The organism is Microtetraspora niveoalba (assembly GCF_001570405.1).
Lineage (GTDB): Bacteria > Actinomycetota > Actinomycetes > Streptosporangiales > Streptosporangiaceae > Microtetraspora > Microtetraspora niveoalba.
Genome location: NZ_BBYM01000002.1, coordinates 234,881 through 252,162, shown reverse-complemented (window position 1 = coordinate 252,162; position 17,282 = coordinate 234,881). Strand labels below are relative to the sequence as shown.

Genomic DNA, 17,282 nt, shown 5'->3' with positions numbered 1-17,282 from the left:
AAGCGGCCGCTCGTAGATTGCCGCTACCGCAAACGTTTGCGGTAACCATCAGGGCCCTGCCAGGCATTTGTCACCATTGACATGGCCGAGGTCGCGACTGTGAAGGATCAGAGATGACGCGAAGGCTCCTACGAGCCGTCGCGGCGAGCTGCCTGGTGGCAGGCTTCGTCACGGCGTGCTCAGGTTCGGATGCTGACACCTCGGGCGGCACGGAGGTCGCCTCCGGCGACGCACACGGCACGCTGCGGTTCGGCACCAACCAGAAGCTTGAGGACTGGGAGCCGCTCACCAAGGCCAACGAGACCTACGTCAGTCTGGTCTATGAGGGCCTGGTCGCGCTCGCGCCCGACGGCGTGACGTTCCAACCACGACTCGCGGAGAGCTGGACTCAGGACAACAGCAAGATCGAGTTCACCCTGCGCCAGGGGGTGACCTTCCACGACGGCACCCCGTTCAACGCCGAGGCCGTAGTGACGAACCTGAAGCGGATCAAGGACACTCCCAGCGAGTGGCAGACCATGATGGACACGGTCAAGGACATCACCGCCGTGGACGACCATCACGTGCGGATCACGCTGAACAGGGCCGCGCCCAGTTTCCTGCGCAACGCCGCGCAGAGAGGCGCCGTGATGATCTCGCCGAAGGCCCTGGCCGACGGCACCTGGAAGACCCAGCCGAGCGGCACCGGGCCGTGGAAGTTCCAGGGGGATCAGTCCGTTCCCGGCTTCAAGACCGTGGTGACGTACAACGACAAGTACTACGCGCCGCAGGAGGTCGGCCCGCACCGGATCGAGCTGTCCTACATCAACGACCCGGACTCCCTGTACAACTCGCTGCGCAGCGGCCAGATGGACATCGTGTGGACCAACGCCACGCTGGCCAAGCGGGCCAAGGCCGACGGCTTCGCGACCGGCTCCTTCCCCTCGGTCATGTGGCACCTGCTGATGTTGGACACCGACAAGACCTTCAAGGAGCCCAAGCTCCGGCAGGCCATCTGCTCGGCGATCAACCCGCAGGACTTCATCGACGCCCAGCTCGGCGGCGAGGGCGAGGTCCACTACCAGCGCCTCCGTCAGGGCGAGGAGGGCTACAACCCCGACGTCAAGGGCTACCCGTACGACCCGGCCAAGGCCAAGGCGCTGATGGCGGAGCTGGGCAACCCCAAGGTGCAGTTCTCGTTCGCCTCGTTCGACAGCCAGCGGCCCGTCGCCGAGCTGTTCCGCAGCCAGATGGCGCAGATCGGCATCGACGTCAAGGTCGACCTGATGACGTTCGCGCAGTTCTACAGCACCTTCAATTCCGGCAAGTACCCGGCCGCGATCCTGAGCGACTCCGCCGACACCGGGGTGTACGACTACTACCGCTACCGCTACCTCAAGGACGGCGCGGGCAACCCGTTCCACACCGCGCACCCCGACCTCGACGCCACGGTCGAGAAGGCGCTCGACGCCACGGACAGGGAGGCCGAGAGCGCGGAGTGGCGCACGCTGGTCAAGCAGATCGACGACCAGGCGCTGGACTGCGGCTTCTTCGACTACACGGGCTTCTGGGCGTACGACCCGAAGAAGATCGAGAACGTGGTGAGCACGGTCGGCAACGTCGCGACCTTCCGTTACAGAGAAGCCAAGGTCCGCGGCTGATCCCGGCGGCTCCGCTACCTCACCGGCAGAAGGAATCATGAGACATCCGGATGTAATTCTGGTCAACGGGCTCGTCACCACCATGAGCGAGTCTCCCGAAGTGCCTGCCGAGGTCCAGGCCGTCGCGGTCAGCGGCGACCGGATCACCGCGGTCGGCGACACGGCCGAGATCGAGGCGCTCGCCGGTCCCGGCACGGTTCGCGTCGACGTCGGGGGCCGGCGGGTGATCCCCGGCCTGAACGACTCCCACGTCCATGTGGTGCGCGCCGGTCGCACATGGAACGACGAGGTGCGCTGGGAGGACGAGAAGACGCTCGCCTCCGCGTTGGAGGCGATCCGCGGGCGGGCCGCCGAGCGGCCGGCCGGCACCTGGATCCGGGTGATCGGCGGATGGGACCCGCGGCAGTTCCCCGAGGGGCGCGGTCCCGTCCAGGCGGAGCTGGACGCGGTCGCCCCCGACCACCCGGTCTACGTCCAGTACCTCTACAACTGGGCGGTGCTGAACTCCCGAGCCGTGGCGGCCATGGGGATCGACGAGGCCGTGATCGCCGAACTGGGCGCCGACCACTTCGAACACACCGCGGACGGCGTGCTCACCGGCCGGGTGTACGGCATGCCGCTGATGAAGTGGTGCTACCGGCACATGACCGCCCCCACCTTCGAGGAGCAGGTCGCCTCCACCGCGGCGATGTGCCGGGAACTGAACCGGCTCGGCGTGACCGGCGCGCTCGACGGCGGCGGCGTCAACACCGGCCCCGAGGCGTACCAGCCGATGTACGAGGCGTGGCGGCGTGGGCAGCTCACGGTCCGGACCCGGCTGGTCGTGCACGCCTCCGAGGCCGGCCGCGAGCACGAGGAACTGGCCGGGTTCCGCCGGTTCACCCCGCTCGACCTGGGTGACGACATGCTCCGCGTGATCGGCGCCGGCGAGATCATCCTGTACCGGTCGCACGACCGGATCTCCGGAGTCGCCGACGTCTCGCCGAGCGCCCGCGAGGAGATGCGCGAGCTGTTCCTCGGACTGGCGCGTTCCCGGTGGACCGTGCACATGCACGCACACCAGCGCGAGACCATCGAGGCGGTGCTGGACGCCTGGGAGTCGGTACACGCCGAGGTAGGCATCGACGGGCTGCGCTGGGCGCTCGTGCACGGTGAGCCGCTGCTGCCCGAGGACCTGCCGCGACTGCGCGAGATGGGCGCCGGCCTGCTCACCCAGGCGCTCTACCGGTTCCAGGGCGACGACGCCTTCCAGGCGTGGGGCCGCGACCGGGTGGCAGAATCGCCGCCGTTCCGCCGCCTGCTGGACGCCGGGGTGCCGGTCGGCCTCGGCTCCGACGCGATGCGGGTGGCCACATACAACCCGTTCACCAACCTCGCCTGGTACATCACCGGCAAGACCATCGACGGCAAGGACACCCTCGCTCCGCACAACCTGCTCAGCCGGGAGGAGGCGCTGCGCGGCTACACCGCGACCGGCGCGTGGTTCAGCTTCGAGGAGAACGTCCGCGGCCGGATCGAGCCGGGGTTGCAGGCGGACATCGCCGTGCTCAGCGAGGACTACTTCACCGTCCCGGTCGAGCGCGTCCCGGATCTGGAGTCGGTGCTCACCCTGGTCGGGGGCAAGGTCGTGCACGCGGCCCCATCACTCAAGGGTGACCGGATCGAGGTCGCCCCCACCATCGCACCTGTAGGAGTGTCCCGTGTCTGAAGGACGAGCCGCCGCCGGACGGATCCTGATCAAGGGCGGCACGGTCGTCACCATGGATCCCGCTCACGGCGACTTGGACCGCGGTGACGTATTGGTCGAGAACGGCCGGATCGCCCAGGTCGGCGCCGACCTCGAGGCGCCCGGCGCCGAGGTGGTCGACGCCTCCGGCAAGCTGGTCATCCCCGGCCTGATCGACACCCATCTGCACATGTGGCAGCACCCGCTGGCGGGCCTCGGCGCCGACCTGTGGAGCGACGAGGACTACGGGATCAAGGTGTTCCCGGTCCGGGAACGCTTCACCGCCCGGGACATGTACGAGTCGACCTACACCTGTGCGGTCGAGGCCCTTTCACGGGGCACCACCACGGTGCTGAACTTCTGCCACAACGTGCTGTCCGAGGAGCACGCCGAGGAGTCGCTGCGCGCGCACCGCGCGCTCGGGCAGCGCGTGCTGTTCGCGTACGGCATGCTCGGCCACATGGATCGGCTGGCCGCCGAGCACGGCAGCCGGCTGGCCCACCTGGACCGGATCCGCGGCGAGCTGGCCGGGGATCGGGACGGCCTGATCCGGCTCGGCATCGGCGTCACCTCGCTGGAGTACGGCGGGATGGAGCTGGTCCGCAAGGAGATCGAGTACGGCCGCGAGCACGGCCTGATGATGACCATCCACCAGAACCCGCCCGGCCAGATCCTGGAAATGCACCAGAACGGTCTGCTCGGAGCGGACCTGGTGCCGGTTCACGCCAATGTGGCGACCGACCACGAGCTGGGCCTGCTCGGCGCGTGCGGCTGCTGCGTCTCCTTCACCACTGAGGGCGAGTTCGGCGGCGGCCGGTCGATGGGCGTCATCGCCAGGGCCGACCGGGCCGGCGTCCGGCCCACTCTCGGCGTGGACGTCCCGTCCGCCGTGGCGGTGGACATGTTCTCCCAGCTCCGCATCACGCTGAACATCATGCGCGCGGTCGAGGCGCAGGTGGAGCGCGAGGCCGGCCGCTGGCCGCTGTCCCGGCACCCCGGCTCGCCGCTGGTCTCCGCGAGGCGGGTGCTGGAGTACGCCACGGTGAACGCCGCCCGGGCGGTGGGCCTGGCCGACGAGATCGGCAGCATCACGCCGGGCAAGCAGGCGGATCTGGTGCTGCTGAACACCGGCCCGTTCGGGATCGGCGTCGGTGACCCGGCCAACCACATCGTGCTGCAGAGCACCGCGGCGGACGTCGACACTGTGCTGGTCGCCGGCCGGTTCCAGAAGCGCGCCGGTGAGCTGATCGGCGTCGACATGGAGGCACTGCCTCGTCTGTTCCAGGGCGTTCGCGGCCGGGTGCTGGGCGTGTCATGAAGAAGCTGGTCGTCTCCAGGCTGATCTCCAGCGTGCCGCTCCTGGTGCTGCTCTCGCTTTTCGTGTTCGGGCTGATCAACCTCACCCCGACCGATCCGGCCGCCCAGATCCTCGGAGTCGGCGCCGGTGAAGACGCCAAGGCGGCGTACCGGCACCAGCTCGGCCTGGACCGGCCGCTCCACGAGCAGTTCGGCCAGTGGGTGCTCGGCGCGCTGCGCGGGGACCTCGGGAAGTCCTGGTTCACCGCGCAGCCGGTCACCCAGATGATCGGTGACCGGCTCGGCGTGACGCTGTCCCTGGCCCTGCTGGCCCTGGTGCTGGCGCTCCTGGCCGGAGTCCCGCTCGGGATCCTGGGCGCACTGCGCCCAGGATCCGTCCCGGACCGGATTCTGACCCTGGCGGTCTCGCTCGGGCTGGCCGTGCCCGGCTTCTGGCTCGCCCTGCTGCTCGCCCTGCTGTTCGCGCTGACTCTGCGCTGGTTCCCCGTGGTCGGCTACACGCCGTTCACCGAGGACCCCGGGGAGTGGGCCAGGTCGCTGGTGCTGCCCGCGACGGCGATGGCGGTGCACACGGCCGCGGTCATCGCCAGGCAGACGCGCGGCGCGCTGGTCGACACGCTCAACGCGCCCTACGTGCAGGCGCTGCGCTCCCGGGGCATCCCGTTCCGGCGCATCCTGCTGCGTTACGCCATGAAGAACGCGATGATCCCGGTGCTCGCGGTCATCGCGGTGCAGATGTCGGTCCTGGTGGGCGTCACCTTCGTGGTCGAGCGCATCTTCGCGCTTCCCGGCATCGGCACGCTGCTCATGGACGGTGTGGTCCAGGCCGACATGCCCGTGCTGCAGGGCACGGTGGTCGTGGTCGGCGCGCTGGTGCTGCTCATCAATCTGATCACCGACATCGCCTACGGCGTCGTCAACCCGAAGGTGCGTCCCCGATGACGACTTCAGCGGACATCACCCCGCCCGAGGAGCAGCAGCGGCACGGCGCCGCCCGCCGTCCCGTCAGGGCGAGCAGGCTGCGCCGCCCGGCCGTGCTCTGGTGCGCCGTCTTCCTCGGCGTCCTGGTGCTCGTCGCGCTGGCCGCCCCATTGCTCGCGCCGTACGACCCGCTCGCGCTGGACATCAAGAACAAGCTGGCCTCGCCGAGCGTGGCGCACTGGCTGGGCACCGACGACCTGGGTAGGGACGTGCTGTCCCGGCTGATCTACGGCGCGCGGACCTCGGTGGTCGCCTCGGCCGAGGTGGTCGCGGTGGCGCTGCTGCTCGGGGTCAGCGTCGGCCTGCTGGTCGGCTACCTGGGCGGCCTCTGGGACCGGGTGACCATGCAGGTCGTGGACGCGCTGCAGGCGGTGCCCGCGCTGCTGCTGGCCCTGGCCATGGTGGCCGTGGTGGGCAACGGGCTGGTCAAGGCGATGTTCGCGGTCGGCCTGGTGTTCGCGGTCAGTTTCATGCGGGTCACGCGCGCGGTGGTGCTGGCCGAGCGGGAACAGCTCTACGTGGACGCGGCCCGGGTCACCGGGCTCGGCCGGGCGCACATCGTCTTCCGGCAGATCCTGCCCAACGTGGCCGCGCCGCTGATCGTGCAGGCGTCGATCGCCGCGGGCACCGCGTTGCTGATCGAGGCGAGCCTGAGCTTCCTCGGCGTCGGCATCGACACCACCCAGGTGAGCTGGGGCGGCATGCTGGAGACCGCGCGGCAGTTCCAGAGCGAGCAGCCGTTGCTGCCGATCTTCCCGGGCGTGGCGATCGCCGTCTGCGTGCTGCTTTACAACCTGCTCGGCGACGGACTGCGGGACGCCGTCGGCGTGCGCGACCCGGCCGCGGGGGCCCCGGCGCGATCGGCCAGGACTCGGACGCGGCTCAGTGTGGTCGAGCGGCGCCCCGCCGAGGCGGCGCCGGCGTCGGCCCCGGCGGACGGCACGCTGCTGTCGGTCCGCGGACTGACCGTCGCCGCCGGCGATACCGAACTGGTCAGCGACGTCTCCTTCGACGTGCGCAAGGGGGAGACGTTCGGCCTGGTCGGCGAGTCCGGCTGCGGCAAGTCGGTCACCGCGACCGCGGTGATGGGCCTGCTGCCCGGCGCGGTCCGGGTCACCGGGGGATCGGTGCTCCTTGACGGCCGGGACCTGGTCAGGCTGGGCGAACGCGAGCTGCAGCGGATCCGTGGCGAGCGGATCGGCATGGTGTTCCAGGATCCGGTCGCCGCGCTGTCGCCCAGTCATACAGTCGGCCACCAGCTCGGCGAGGCCCTCATGGTGCACAAGGGCATGACCAGGAAGCAGGCCGCGGCACGCTCCGCGGAACTGCTCTCACTGGTGGGCGTGCCGGACGCGCGGCGGAGGCTGGCGGACTACCCGCACCAGTTCTCCGGCGGTATGGCACAGCGCGTGGTGATCGCCGCCGCGCTGGCCTGCGAACCCGAGCTGCTGATCGCGGATGAGCCGACCACCGCGCTGGACGTGACGATCCAGGCCCAGGTGCTCGACCTGCTCGACGACCTGAAACGGCAACTGTCCATGTCCGTCCTGCTGATCACGCACGACCTGGGCGTCGTCGCGGACGTCTGCGACCGGGTCGCGGTGATGTACGCCGGGCAGGTCGTGGAGGTCGGCAGTACGGAGGACCTGCTCCTCTCCCCGAGACATCCGTACTCGGAGGCGCTGCTCGCCGCGATGCCGCACGGCGCCCCGGTCGAGCGGCTGGCCACGATCCCGGGACGGGTGCCGCCCGCCTGGGACTGGCCGTCCGGATGCCGGTTCCACCCGCGCTGCCCGTACGCGGTGGAGCGGTGCGGCGAGGGCCGACCGGAGATCGCCGACGGCGCCCGTTGCGTCCGCGCCGCCGAGCTGACCCTGAAGGGAGTGCGATGAACGACGAACCCCTGCTCAGGGTGGACCGGCTGAGCGTCGCCTACCGCCTCGGCACCGGAATGCTCGGGGGGAGGCGAAAGGTGGCCGCGGTACAGGACGTCAGCTTCGAGATCCCGAAGGGCGCCACGTTCGGGCTGGTCGGCGAGTCGGGGTCGGGCAAGAGCACGACCGGCCGGGCCATCCTGCGGCTGCTCCAGCCGTCCGGCGGCCGGATCGTCTTCGACGGCCGGGACGTGACCGCGTTCGGCCGCAGGACGCCGCTGTCCTACCGGCGCGACGTGCAGGTCGTCTTCCAGGACCCGCTTTCCTCGCTGAACCCCAAGCAGACCGTGCGCACCACCATCGGGCAGACCATCCGGCGTCACCGAAAGCTGGGCGGGCGGGAGCTGCGCCGCGAGGTCGACGAGACGCTCGACATGGTCGGGCTGTCCTCTTTCCACGGCGACCGGCTGCCGCACGAGTTGTCCGGCGGCCAGCGCCAGCGGGTCGCCATCGCCCGGGCCGTCGCGGTGCGGCCGAAGTTGATCGTCTGCGACGAGCCGGTGAGCGCGCTGGACGTGAGCACACAGGGCCAGGTCATCAACCTGCTGACCGACCTGCAGCGGACCCTGGGCGTCAGCTACCTGTTCATCGCGCACGATCTGGACGTCGTCAGGCATGTGAGCACCACCATCGGGGTGATGTACCTGGGCAGGCTGGTGGAGACCGGCCCGGCCGACGAGGTCTGCACCGCACCGGTGCACCCGTACACCCGGATGCTGCTGGACTCCGCTCTGGTGCCCGACCCGGTCGAGCAGGCGGAGCGCCGGGCGCGCAGGCGGGCGCTGGGGCGGGGCGGTGAGCCGCCGAGCCCGCTCGCGCCGCCGCCGGGCTGCGCGTTCCACACCCGCTGCCGGTGGGCGAGCGAGGTGTGCGGTGCGGAGGTGCCCCAGATGACGAGCACCGGCCCGGCACGCCGGGCCGCGTGCCATCACGCCGGTGACCCGGCGATGACCGGCTGATCCCCCCGCGCGGGTTCCCTCCCGGTGAGGGAACCCGCTGCCGGGGAGACCCGGCCGCTCTCCGCGGCGGGCGACTACGACGATGAACACGACGGGCGGAGGACCACTCCGGCCCTTGGTTGCAAACGATTGCAGAAACGATCGGGAAGGATCGAGATGGAGAAGACGAGAGTCGGCTGGATCGGGCTGGGCCGGATGGGCGCCTCGATGGCCGGCCAGTTGCTGCGCGCGGGCTACGAGGTCCATGTGTGGAATCGGACCAGGTCCAAGGCCGAGCCGCTGGAGCGGCAGGGCGCCAAGGTCGTCGACCAGATCACCGACCTGGCCGACCTGGACGTGGTGTTCACCATGGTCTCCACGCCCGCCGTTCTGGAGCAGGTGATGCTCGGCGACGGCGGCCTGCTCACGGGCGAGCGGGTGCCGCGAGTCGTGGTGGACGGCTCCACCGTGGACGCGGGCACCTCCGAGCGGCTGCGAGAGGCGGCCGAGGCCAAGGGGGCGGCGCTGATCGCCGCCCCGGTCAGCGGCAACGGCAAGGTCGCGGCGAAGGGCCTGCTGTCCATCGTCGCCTCCGGCCCGCGGGACGCCTTCGAGTCCGTCAGGGAACCGCTGGAGGTGATCGGCAGGGCGGTGACCTACGTCGGCGAGGGGGAGCGCGCCCGGCTCGTCAAGATCGCGCACAACCTGTTCCTGGGCATCGTCACGCAGGCGATGGCCGAGGTCACCGTGCTCGCGGAGAAGGGCGGCATCAGCCGTACCGACTTCCTGACCTTCCTGAACGACTCGGTGATGGGGTCGGTGTTCACCCGGTACAAGACGCCGGCGTTCGTCAATCTGGACATGACGCCGACGTTCACCCCGGTGCTGCTGCAGAAGGACTTCGACCTGGGGCTGGAGGCCGCGCGGTCGCTGCAGGTGCCGGTTCCGGTGACCGGGCTGGTCGCGCAGATCATCGGCGGAGCCGTCGGCGAGGGACGCGTGGAGGAGGACTTCGCGGTCCTGCTGCCGCTCGTGGCCCGGTCCGCGGGCATGGCGCTGACTCCCGACGGATCCGACGTGAGCGACGGCCTGTCGTGAGCGGCGGCGTGCGCACCAGCGGGTCATGGCCACCGCCGACGGCCCCCGCGTGCTCACCCTCTCGCCGGCCGAGGCGCTCTTCGTGCGCAACCCCTACTGACGGAAGGATGTGACATGTCCCTGCCGAACTCGGTTCCGGCGGAGCTGTACATCGGCGGGCGGTGGCGTCCCGCCGACGATGGAGGCCGCCTGGCCGTCGCCGATCCCGCGACCGAGGACATCATCGCCGATGTGGCCGCCGCCACGGTGGACGACGGCATCGCCGCGGTCGGTGCGGCGTACGACGCGCTGGGCGGCTGGGCGGCGACGCCGCCGAGGGAGCGCGGCGAGGTCCTGCGCCGGGCCTTCGAACTCACGCACCGGTGTTTCGACGACCTGGCGCGGCTCATCGTCAGGGAGAACGGCAAAACCCTGACCGACGCACGCGCCGAAGTAGCGTACGCGGCGGAGTTCTTCCGCTGGTACGCGGAGGAGGCGGTGCGGCTCGAAGGCGGGGTGCTGACCGCGCCGTCCGGTGCCAACCGCATCCTCGTCCCGCTGCAGCCGATCGGCGTCTCCGTGCTGGTGACCCCCTGGAACTTCCCCGCGGCCATGGCCACCAGGAAGATCGGGCCGGCGCTGGCGGCCGGATGTTCCGTGGTGCTCAAACCGGCGCGGGAGACGCCGCTCACCGCGCTCGCCATCGCCGCGATCCTCGAAGAGGCGGGCGTGCCCGCCGGAGTGGTCAACGTCGTGCCCAGTTCGCGGTCCGGGGCGATCGTGTCCGCCATGCTGCACGATCCACGGGTGCGCAAGCTGTCCTTCACCGGGTCCACCGAGGTCGGGCGGATCCTGCTGCGCGAGGCGGCCGACCAGATCGTGTCCTGCTCCATGGAACTCGGCGGGAACGCGCCGTTCCTGGTGTTCGGAGACGCGGACGTCGAGGAGGCGATCGCGGGCGCGATGGTGGCCAAGATGCGCAACGGTGGGGAGGCGTGCACCGCGGCCAACCGGTTCTACGTGCATCGCTCGGTCGCGGAGGAGTTCACCGACCGGCTCACCGCGGCCATGGCCGCGCTGCGCGTGGGATCCGGTCTGGAGGAGGGGACGGACGTCGGGCCGATGATCAACGCCGCTTCCCGGGACAAGATCGCGGCTCTCGTCGACGCGAGCGTCGCGGCGGGAGCGACGGTCCGCACCGGCGGCGCCGTGCCCGATGGGCGGGGGTTCTTCTACCCGCCCACCGTCTTGGCGGACGTACCGCAGGACGCGGCGGTGCTCCAGGAGGAGATCTTCGGGCCGGTCGCGCCGGTGGTCGTCTTCGATCACGAGGACGAGGCCGTCGCACTCGCCAACGCCACCGAGTACGGCCTGGCGGCGTACGTGTACACCGGCGATCTGGCCAGAGGCCTTCGGGTGAGCGAGCGGTTGGAGTCGGGCATGGTCGCGCTCAACCGGGGCCTGGTCTCCGACCCCGCCGCGCCGTTCGGCGGCGTCAAGCAGAGCGGTCTCGGCCGCGAGGGCGGCCACGGCGGAGTGCTGGAGTACATCGAGCAGAAGTACATCGCGTTGAGTTGGTGATCGCGGAGTGGGAGGCGGCCATCGGATCGCCGGTGGCCGCCTTCGCGCTTGGGACCGGGGGCTGGACCGGCGCTTCGCGCGGGCCGGGGCGCGGCGGCGTGCCGATGGCGGCGCCCATCGGCCCCGGCCGCCGGGGCCGTACGGACGGCAGGCGCTCCGGTCGAGGTCAGGGCGTCTCCTCGTCGAAGACGTCCGGATGCCGGGAGAGTTCGACGCGGGTCCGGCGGATGTGCCCCTCCAGGAGGCGTTCGGCGTCGACCCGATCCCGCCGCTCGATGGCGTCCAGCAGCAGCCGGTGCTCGGCGTTGACCACCCACCGCCTGCCGGCCCCGCCCAGACGCATGAACACGCGGCGATGGTGCTGGGTGGAGTTCCACAGCCGGACGACGATCGAGGAGAGCTGGTCGATCCGGCAGCCGGAGTAGCTCCGCAGGTGGAACTCCCGGTCGAGCGCGAGGAACTCCAGGATGTCCTCGGTCGCCTCTATCCGCCGCTGGATCTCGTCCAGCGCGCGTACGTCGTCCTCTGTCAGGTGGGGGAGGCTTTCGCCCAGGGCGAGCGGCTCCAACCGCTCGCGCATGCGGTAGACGACGTCCACCTCGTGCCTGCCGAGCCTGGGCACCCGGGCGCCCCTGTGCGTGCGATGTTCGGTCAGTCCCTCGGCTTCCAGCATGCGCAGGGCCTCGCGCACGGGCAGCCGGCTGGCGCCGAACCGCTCGGCGATCTTCTCCTGCCCGATCCGCTCCCCGGGCGCGATCTCGCCGTTCAGTATCGCCTCACGCAGATGGTCCGCGATCCGGCGGCTCACCGCCTCGGCCGGTCCGTCTCCGGCGCCCTCGTTCCGCTGTCGTGGCACGGGTCCGGACCCTACCGCGCCGCGTTCCGCCGGTCGAAGGCCTTGCCGCCGGGGTACGACACGAGTTCGAACTGCATGCCCCAGGGAGCGAGGAAGTACACCCAGCGCTGGCCTTCGCTCGGCCCGCTGCTGGCCGTCGGCTCGCCGAGGACGCGGACCCCCCGGCCTTTCAGGTGGTCGACCGCCGCGTCCAGATCGTCGACGTACAGGGCGACGTGATGGCCGCCGATGTCGCTGTTCTTCGGCATGGTCGTGCCCTGGTCGGGCGCGGAGTACTCGAAGACCTCGAAGACGGCCTGGCCGCCGCACCGGAAGAAGTGCAACCTCCGCATGATCGCGCGGGGATGGACGTTGAGACGCTCGGACATCCAGTCCCCGTCGTCGTGGTGGAACGGGCCCAGCGAGTACATGTACTCGCAGCCGAGCACGTCTACCAGGAACGCTCTGGCCTCCTCGAGGTCCGGCACCGTGAACCCGATGTGGTCGACGCCGGCCAGGCCGGGTAGTCCGCGCTTCATCGCACTCCTTAGGGGCGGGTTGGATCCAAAGATCCTAGGCATATCCGGTAAATCAGGTCCAGCAGGTCCTTGGGGCTGGATTCGGGATCCAATCATGTGCAAAGCTGAGGCGATCTGCAAACGATTGCACGGAGATAGCCCATGCCTCAGCTGAACCGGCTCGAACCCGCGGCGCCGTGGGTCGAGGTGGTCGCCACGGGAACCGACTGGGACGAGGCCGACCCCGCCCTGCTCACGTCCATGCTCAGTCAGCTCGTCCTCATCCGCGCCTTCGAGGAGTACGTCCTCGACCTCTCGAAAGCCGGCCTGATCCACGGCCCCGCGCACTCCAGCATCGGGCAGGAGGCCGCCGCCGTCGGTTCCGTCCTCTGCCTCACCAGCGCGGACACGGTCAACGGATCACACCGGGGCCACCATCAGTTCCTCGCGAAGGCGCTCGCCCACATCGAGCCGGAGGGCATCGATCCCACCCGCGAGTTCACCGACGAGGTGCGCGCGGTGCTGCTGCGGACCCTGGCCGAGATCTGCGGCCTCGACCGCGGCTTCAGCCACGGCCGCGGCGGATCCATGCACCTGCAGTGGAAGGAAGCGGGCGCCATCGGCACGAACGCCATCGTCGGGGGAGGGGTCCCGCTCGCCGCCGGCTCCGCCTGGGCGCATCGGCAGGCCGGGACGGACGCGGTGTCGGTGACCTACTTCGGCGACGGCGCGATCAACATCGGCTCCACGCTCGAGACGCTCAACCTGGCGGCCGCCTGGCGTCTGCCTCTCTGCTTCTTCATCGAGAACAACCGGTACGCCGTGTCCACCAGCGTCACCGAGGCCACCGGCGAACCCCGGCTCTCCGCGCGCGGCCCCGGCTTCGGGATCCCGAGCTGGAAGGTCGACGGCATGGATCCGCTCGCCGTCCACCTCGCCATGCGGCAGGCGCTCGCGCACCTGCGCGCGGGCGGCGGTCCCGCGGTCATCGAGGCGGACGTCTATCGCTACTTCCACCAGAACGGCCCCTTCCCCGGCAGCGCCTTCGGCTACCGGACCAAGAAGGAGGAGAAGGAATGGCGGGACCGGGACCCGATCAAGCAGATCTCCGGTCACCTGGTACGGCGCCGCATCCTGCGCCGCTCCGACATCGACCTGCTGACCGAGCGGGCACGGAGTCTGATGGCCGATCTCGGCGACGTGCTCCTCGAACCACTTCCGGGCGGCAAACCGGGACAGCGTCGGATCAAGCCCGCCGAATGGCCCGATCCGGCGTTCGCCGACGTGGGGATCCGAGGTGACCTCCGCGAGTTCGCCGACGCCCGGCTCGCGGACCGCGACACCTTCACGGGCGCGCTGCGCGAGCAGAAGTTCATCGACGCGGTCGCGGGCGTGATGGCCCGGCGAATGGAGACCGACGGGACGATCGTCGTGATGGGGGAGGACGTCCACCGCCTCAACGGCGGCACCAACGGCGCGACCCGCGGCCTCAAGGAGTCCTTTCCGGACCGGGTCCTCGGCACGCCCATCAGCGAGAACGCCTTCACCGGGCTCGGCGGGGGCATCGCCCTGGACGGGCGCTACAAACCGGTCGTCGAGTTCATGTACGCCGACTTCATGTGGGTCGCCGCGGACCAGCTCTTCAACCAGATCGGCAAGGCCAGGCACATGTTCGGCGGCGACGACGACGTGCCGTTCGTCCTGAGGAGCAAGGTCGCCACCGGGACCGGATACGGCTCCCAGCACTCGATGGACCCCGCCGGGATCTTCGCGACCGCGCCGGGCTGGCGCATCGTCGCCCCCTCCACTCCGTTCGACTATGTGGGGCTCATGAACAGCGCCCTGCGCTGCAAGGACCCGGTGGTCGTCCTGGAACATGTCGACCTCTACATCTCGACGGGAGAAGGGCCCGTAGACGACCTGGACTACTGCATCCCGGTCGGCAAGGCCGCCGTCCGCCGTACCGGATCCCAGATCACCGTGATCTCCTATCTGGCGATGACCGGCCACGTCCTGGAGGCCGTCGAGTCGCTGGGCGTCGTCGACGCCGAGGTCATCGACCTGCGCTGGCTCGACCGCGCGAGCATCGACTGGGACACGATCGAGGCGAGCGTCAAGAAGACCAACAACGTCCTCATCGCGGAACAGGGCGCTCGCGGCACGTCCTACGGCGGCTGGCTGGCCGACGAGATCCAGCGCCGCTTCTTCGACTGGCTCGACCAGCCGGTCCAGCGCCTGACCGGCGGTGAGGCGTCACCCAGCATCAGCAAGGTCCTTGAGCGCGCGGCCGTCGCCAAGAGCGAGGAAGTCGCCGCCGAACTCACCGAGATCACGGGGTACTGACGTGGCCGGCCTCATGAACATGCCCGAAGTGGCCGCCAACACCACGGAGGCCGTCCTCCAGGCATGGGAGATCCGAGAGAACACCCCCTTCGCCGCCGGAGACGTGCTCGCGACCGTGGAGACGGACAAGGCCGTGGTCGACATCACGGCCGAGACGGACGGGGTCATCCTGAGGACACTCGTGTCCGAGGGGGATCGCGTCGAGGTGGGCAGCCCGGTGGCGCTCATCGGCGAGCCGGGGGAGCGGGTGGACGATCCCGAGGTGATCCTCGCCCGGCTCGGCGTGGCACCCTCGCGGGGCACGGCGGCCCCTCCGGCCGGCGACGTCTCCGGCCGGGCGGCCACGGCCGCGGCCGCCGCGGCGGAGTCCCCCCTCGCATCTCCGGCGCCGACCACGTCGCCAGGGACAGGCGCCGGGGAGATGGCATCGGCCGCAGGGCCCGCGCCGGTCGAGACCAGTGATTCACCGGAGAGGGTCTTCGCCAGCCCGCTCGCCCGACGGCTGGCGCGAGAGGCCGGCATCCCGGTCGGGAGCATCACCGGGACGGGGCCGGGTGGGCGGATCGTCCGCCGCGACGTGGAAGCGGCGGCCGCACGTCTGGCCGCGACGCCGTCGAGCGCGGGTGCGCCCGTCCGTCCCGCCGAGCCGGAGGTCACCCCCGCCCGGCGGCCGGAGAACGTCGCGCCCCCGGCGAGCACGGCATCGCAGGGAAGCACAGTGTCCCCGGGAAGCGCACTGTCCCCGGGAAGCACGGCATCGCAGGGAAGCACGACCGGCCAGGGGTTCACCGACGAGCCGCACTCGCGAATCCGCAAGGCCGTCGCCACGCGGTTGAGCGAGAGCAAGCAGACGGTCCCGCACTTCTACCTCCGTGCCACCGTCCGGGTGGACAGGCTGCTGGAACTGCGCCGGCAGCTCAACGAGTCCGGCCCGGCGCGCGTCTCCCTCAACGACCTGGTGATCAAGGCCGCGGCCCAGGCGCATGTGCGCGTTCCGGCCATGAACGTCATCTGGACGCCGCAGGCGACCAGATCGTTCTCCTCGGTGGACGTGGCGGTGGCGATCGCCACCGAGCGGGGCCTGGTGACTCCGGTGCTGCGGTCCGTGGAGCGGACGACCGTCTCCTCCGTCGCCGCGGCGGTCAAGGACTTCGCCGAGCGGGCCAAGGCCGGGAGGCTGCGCCAGGACGAACTGGAGGGCGGCTCGCTCACGGTGACCAACCTGGGCATGTTCGGCACGGAGGAGTTCATGGCGATCATCAACCCTCCGCAGTCGGCGATCCTCGCCGTCGGCGCGGCCCGGCAGGAGCCGGTCGTGGACGACGGCGCGCTGACGGTCGGCACGGTGATGCGCGTGACCCTCTCCGTGGACCACCGGCCGATCGACGGGGTGATCGCCGCCGAGTGGATGAGCGCGTTCGTCTCGCTGGTCGAGAACCCGGTGCGGATCCTGGCCTGAGCTCGGCGCCCGCGGATGCGGTGGCCCGGGCCAACGGCGTCCCGGGCCACCTGTCGTCGTCCGACGCCTGGCGCGAGCAGGGCCCCCTTGCCGGCCGGAGGCTCCGGTCGCCTCACCGATCACAACGGCGGGGGGCCGCGCCGTCATGCCGGCGCCCCCCTCGGGGGAATGTTGAAGTTGATCCGGAAAACGTTGCCGGGGTCGTAGATGGCTTTGAGCTCGGTCAGAGCGAACGGCTCCATTCGGCGTAGGCGTGCAAGACGTCGCCGGTGGCGTCCACGGGGAAGTAGAGGCCGCCGCCGTACAGCCGCGACACCGGGAACAGCTCGATCTCCATGCCGACGGCGACGCCGAAGTTGTCCTTGCCGCCGCGCACCGCCCAGAACAGATCGGGGTCGCTGCCAGGGCCGACCTCGCGCAGACGGCCGTCGGCGGTGACCACACGCAGCCGCCGTACGTGATCGGCGGCGAAACCGAAACGGCGGCCGAGGAGGCCCGCGCCCCCGCCGGTCGTGTACCCGACCGCGCCCACGTTCGGACTGGAACCGTTGAGCGGAGCCAGGCCGTGCGGGCCGGCCCGCTCCACGACCTGCCGCCACCGCGTCCCCGCCTCCACCCAGGCGGACCTGGTCCGCGGGTTCACCTCGACACCGTTCATCCGCCCGGTGTTGATCAGCACGGCGCCGTCCGCCGCCACCGACGGGCTGTGGCCGCTGGCCATCACGCCGACGGGCCTGCCCTGCGCCACCGCCATCCGCACGGCGGCGACCACGTCGTGCTCGCCGGCTGCGCCGACCACGCAGGCCGGACGCGACTCAACAGCCCGGTTGAGTCCCATCCGCTCGTCGTCATACCTATGCTCACCAGGTCGAAAGAGCTGGCTTGGCGATACGTTCATGCGAGGCAACGTATCCACGCACCTGGGTGGCGGTC

13 protein-coding genes are annotated in these 17,282 nt (G+C 70.6%); 10 read left to right on the top strand and 3 right to left on the bottom strand.

The genetic code is table 11. The features are described from left to right. The first annotated feature begins 113 nt into the window (after window positions 1–113). The 8 genes from AWQ70_RS01155 to AWQ70_RS01120 all read left to right on the top strand — a co-directional run bounded on the left by AWQ70_RS01155 (window position 114) and on the right by AWQ70_RS01120 (window position 11,194). Window positions 114–1,640: an ABC transporter substrate-binding protein gene (locus tag AWQ70_RS01155; RefSeq protein ID WP_084516405.1), complete on the top strand. Its 1,527-nt coding sequence runs from the start codon at window positions 114–116 to the stop codon at window positions 1,638–1,640. Window positions 1,641–1,677: 37 nt separating this feature from the next. Then, window positions 1,678–3,348, top strand: coding sequence for an amidohydrolase (locus AWQ70_RS01150; RefSeq protein WP_084516404.1), 1,671 nt, complete (start codon window positions 1,678–1,680; stop codon window positions 3,346–3,348). Next, window positions 3,341–4,684: an amidohydrolase family protein gene (locus tag AWQ70_RS01145; RefSeq protein ID WP_067168836.1), complete on the top strand. Its 1,344-nt coding sequence runs from the start codon at window positions 3,341–3,343 to the stop codon at window positions 4,682–4,684. Before AWQ70_RS01150 ends, AWQ70_RS01145 begins: the two co-directional genes overlap by 8 nt. Then, on the top strand, window positions 4,681–5,625 hold the full coding sequence (locus AWQ70_RS01140; protein WP_067168834.1) for an ABC transporter permease: 945 nt from the start codon (window positions 4,681–4,683) through the stop codon (window positions 5,623–5,625). The genes AWQ70_RS01145 and AWQ70_RS01140 overlap by 4 nt, the downstream gene beginning before the upstream one ends. After that, on the top strand, window positions 5,622–7,556 hold the full coding sequence (locus AWQ70_RS41880; RefSeq protein ID WP_084516403.1) for a dipeptide/oligopeptide/nickel ABC transporter permease/ATP-binding protein: 1,935 nt from the start codon (window positions 5,622–5,624) through the stop codon (window positions 7,554–7,556). The genes AWQ70_RS01140 and AWQ70_RS41880 overlap by 4 nt, the downstream gene beginning before the upstream one ends. Next, on the top strand, window positions 7,553–8,557 hold the full coding sequence (locus tag AWQ70_RS01130) for an ABC transporter ATP-binding protein (RefSeq protein WP_067168832.1): 1,005 nt from the start codon (window positions 7,553–7,555) through the stop codon (window positions 8,555–8,557). Before AWQ70_RS41880 ends, AWQ70_RS01130 begins: the two co-directional genes overlap by 4 nt. A 24-nt stretch (window positions 8,558–8,581) precedes the next feature. Next, window positions 8,582–9,634, top strand: a complete 1,053-nt coding sequence (locus AWQ70_RS01125; protein ID WP_281196812.1) for an NAD(P)-dependent oxidoreductase — start codon at window positions 8,582–8,584, stop codon at window positions 9,632–9,634. Between the two features lie 114 nt (window positions 9,635–9,748). Further along, window positions 9,749–11,194 carry an NAD-dependent succinate-semialdehyde dehydrogenase gene (locus tag AWQ70_RS01120; protein ID WP_067168828.1) on the top strand — a complete coding sequence of 482 codons (1,446 nt, stop codon included), beginning with the start codon at window positions 9,749–9,751 and terminating at the stop codon, window positions 11,192–11,194. Between the two features lie 166 nt (window positions 11,195–11,360). On the opposite strand, the gene AWQ70_RS01115 is transcribed toward AWQ70_RS01120, so the two are convergent. Continuing rightward, entirely contained in the window at window positions 11,361–12,050 is a 690-nt protein-coding gene (locus AWQ70_RS01115; protein ID WP_067168826.1) for a GntR family transcriptional regulator, read from the bottom strand. A gap of 11 nt (window positions 12,051–12,061) precedes the next feature. Further along, window positions 12,062–12,568: a VOC family protein gene (locus tag AWQ70_RS01110; RefSeq protein WP_067168824.1), complete on the bottom strand. Its 507-nt coding sequence runs from the start codon at window positions 12,566–12,568 to the stop codon at window positions 12,062–12,064. Window positions 12,569–12,709: 141 nt separating this feature from the next. On the opposite strand from AWQ70_RS01110, the gene AWQ70_RS01105 reads away from it, so the two are divergent. After that, on the top strand, window positions 12,710–14,890 hold the full coding sequence (locus AWQ70_RS01105; RefSeq protein WP_067168823.1) for an alpha-ketoacid dehydrogenase subunit alpha/beta: 2,181 nt from the start codon (window positions 12,710–12,712) through the stop codon (window positions 14,888–14,890). 13 nt (window positions 14,891–14,903) lie between these two features. After that, window positions 14,904–16,349, top strand: a complete 1,446-nt coding sequence (locus AWQ70_RS01100) for a 2-oxo acid dehydrogenase subunit E2 (RefSeq protein ID WP_218004365.1) — start codon at window positions 14,904–14,906, stop codon at window positions 16,347–16,349. Window positions 16,350–16,572: 223 nt separating this feature from the next. Here AWQ70_RS01100 and AWQ70_RS01095 read toward each other — a convergent pair whose 3' ends face one another. Further along, complete coding sequence (locus tag AWQ70_RS01095) at window positions 16,573–17,148, bottom strand: FAD-binding oxidoreductase (protein WP_245646616.1); 576 nt, start codon at window positions 17,146–17,148, stop codon at window positions 16,573–16,575. Window positions 17,149–17,282: the final 134 nt, after the last annotated feature.

Bases quoted from the DNA above. Each gene is read 5' to 3' on its own strand.
- AWQ70_RS01155 (WP_084516405.1), top strand. From the start codon at position 114: ATGACGCGAAGGCTCCTACGAGCCGTCGCGGCGAGCTGCCTGGTGGCA.
- AWQ70_RS01150 (WP_084516404.1), top strand. From the start codon at position 1,678: ATGAGACATCCGGATGTAATTCTGGTCAACGGGCTCGTCACCACCATG.
- AWQ70_RS01140 (WP_067168834.1), top strand. From the start codon at position 4,681: ATGAAGAAGCTGGTCGTCTCCAGGCTGATCTCCAGCGTGCCGCTCCTG.
- AWQ70_RS41880 (WP_084516403.1), top strand. From the start codon at position 5,622: ATGACGACTTCAGCGGACATCACCCCGCCCGAGGAGCAGCAGCGGCAC.
- AWQ70_RS01130 (WP_067168832.1), top strand. From the start codon at position 7,553: ATGAACGACGAACCCCTGCTCAGGGTGGACCGGCTGAGCGTCGCCTAC.
- AWQ70_RS01120 (WP_067168828.1), top strand. From the start codon at position 9,749: ATGTCCCTGCCGAACTCGGTTCCGGCGGAGCTGTACATCGGCGGGCGG.
- AWQ70_RS01110 (WP_067168824.1), bottom strand. From the start codon at position 12,568: ATGAAGCGCGGACTACCCGGCCTGGCCGGCGTCGACCACATCGGGTTC.
- AWQ70_RS01105 (WP_067168823.1), top strand. From the start codon at position 12,710: ATGCCTCAGCTGAACCGGCTCGAACCCGCGGCGCCGTGGGTCGAGGTG.
- AWQ70_RS01100 (WP_218004365.1), top strand. From the start codon at position 14,904: ATGAACATGCCCGAAGTGGCCGCCAACACCACGGAGGCCGTCCTCCAG.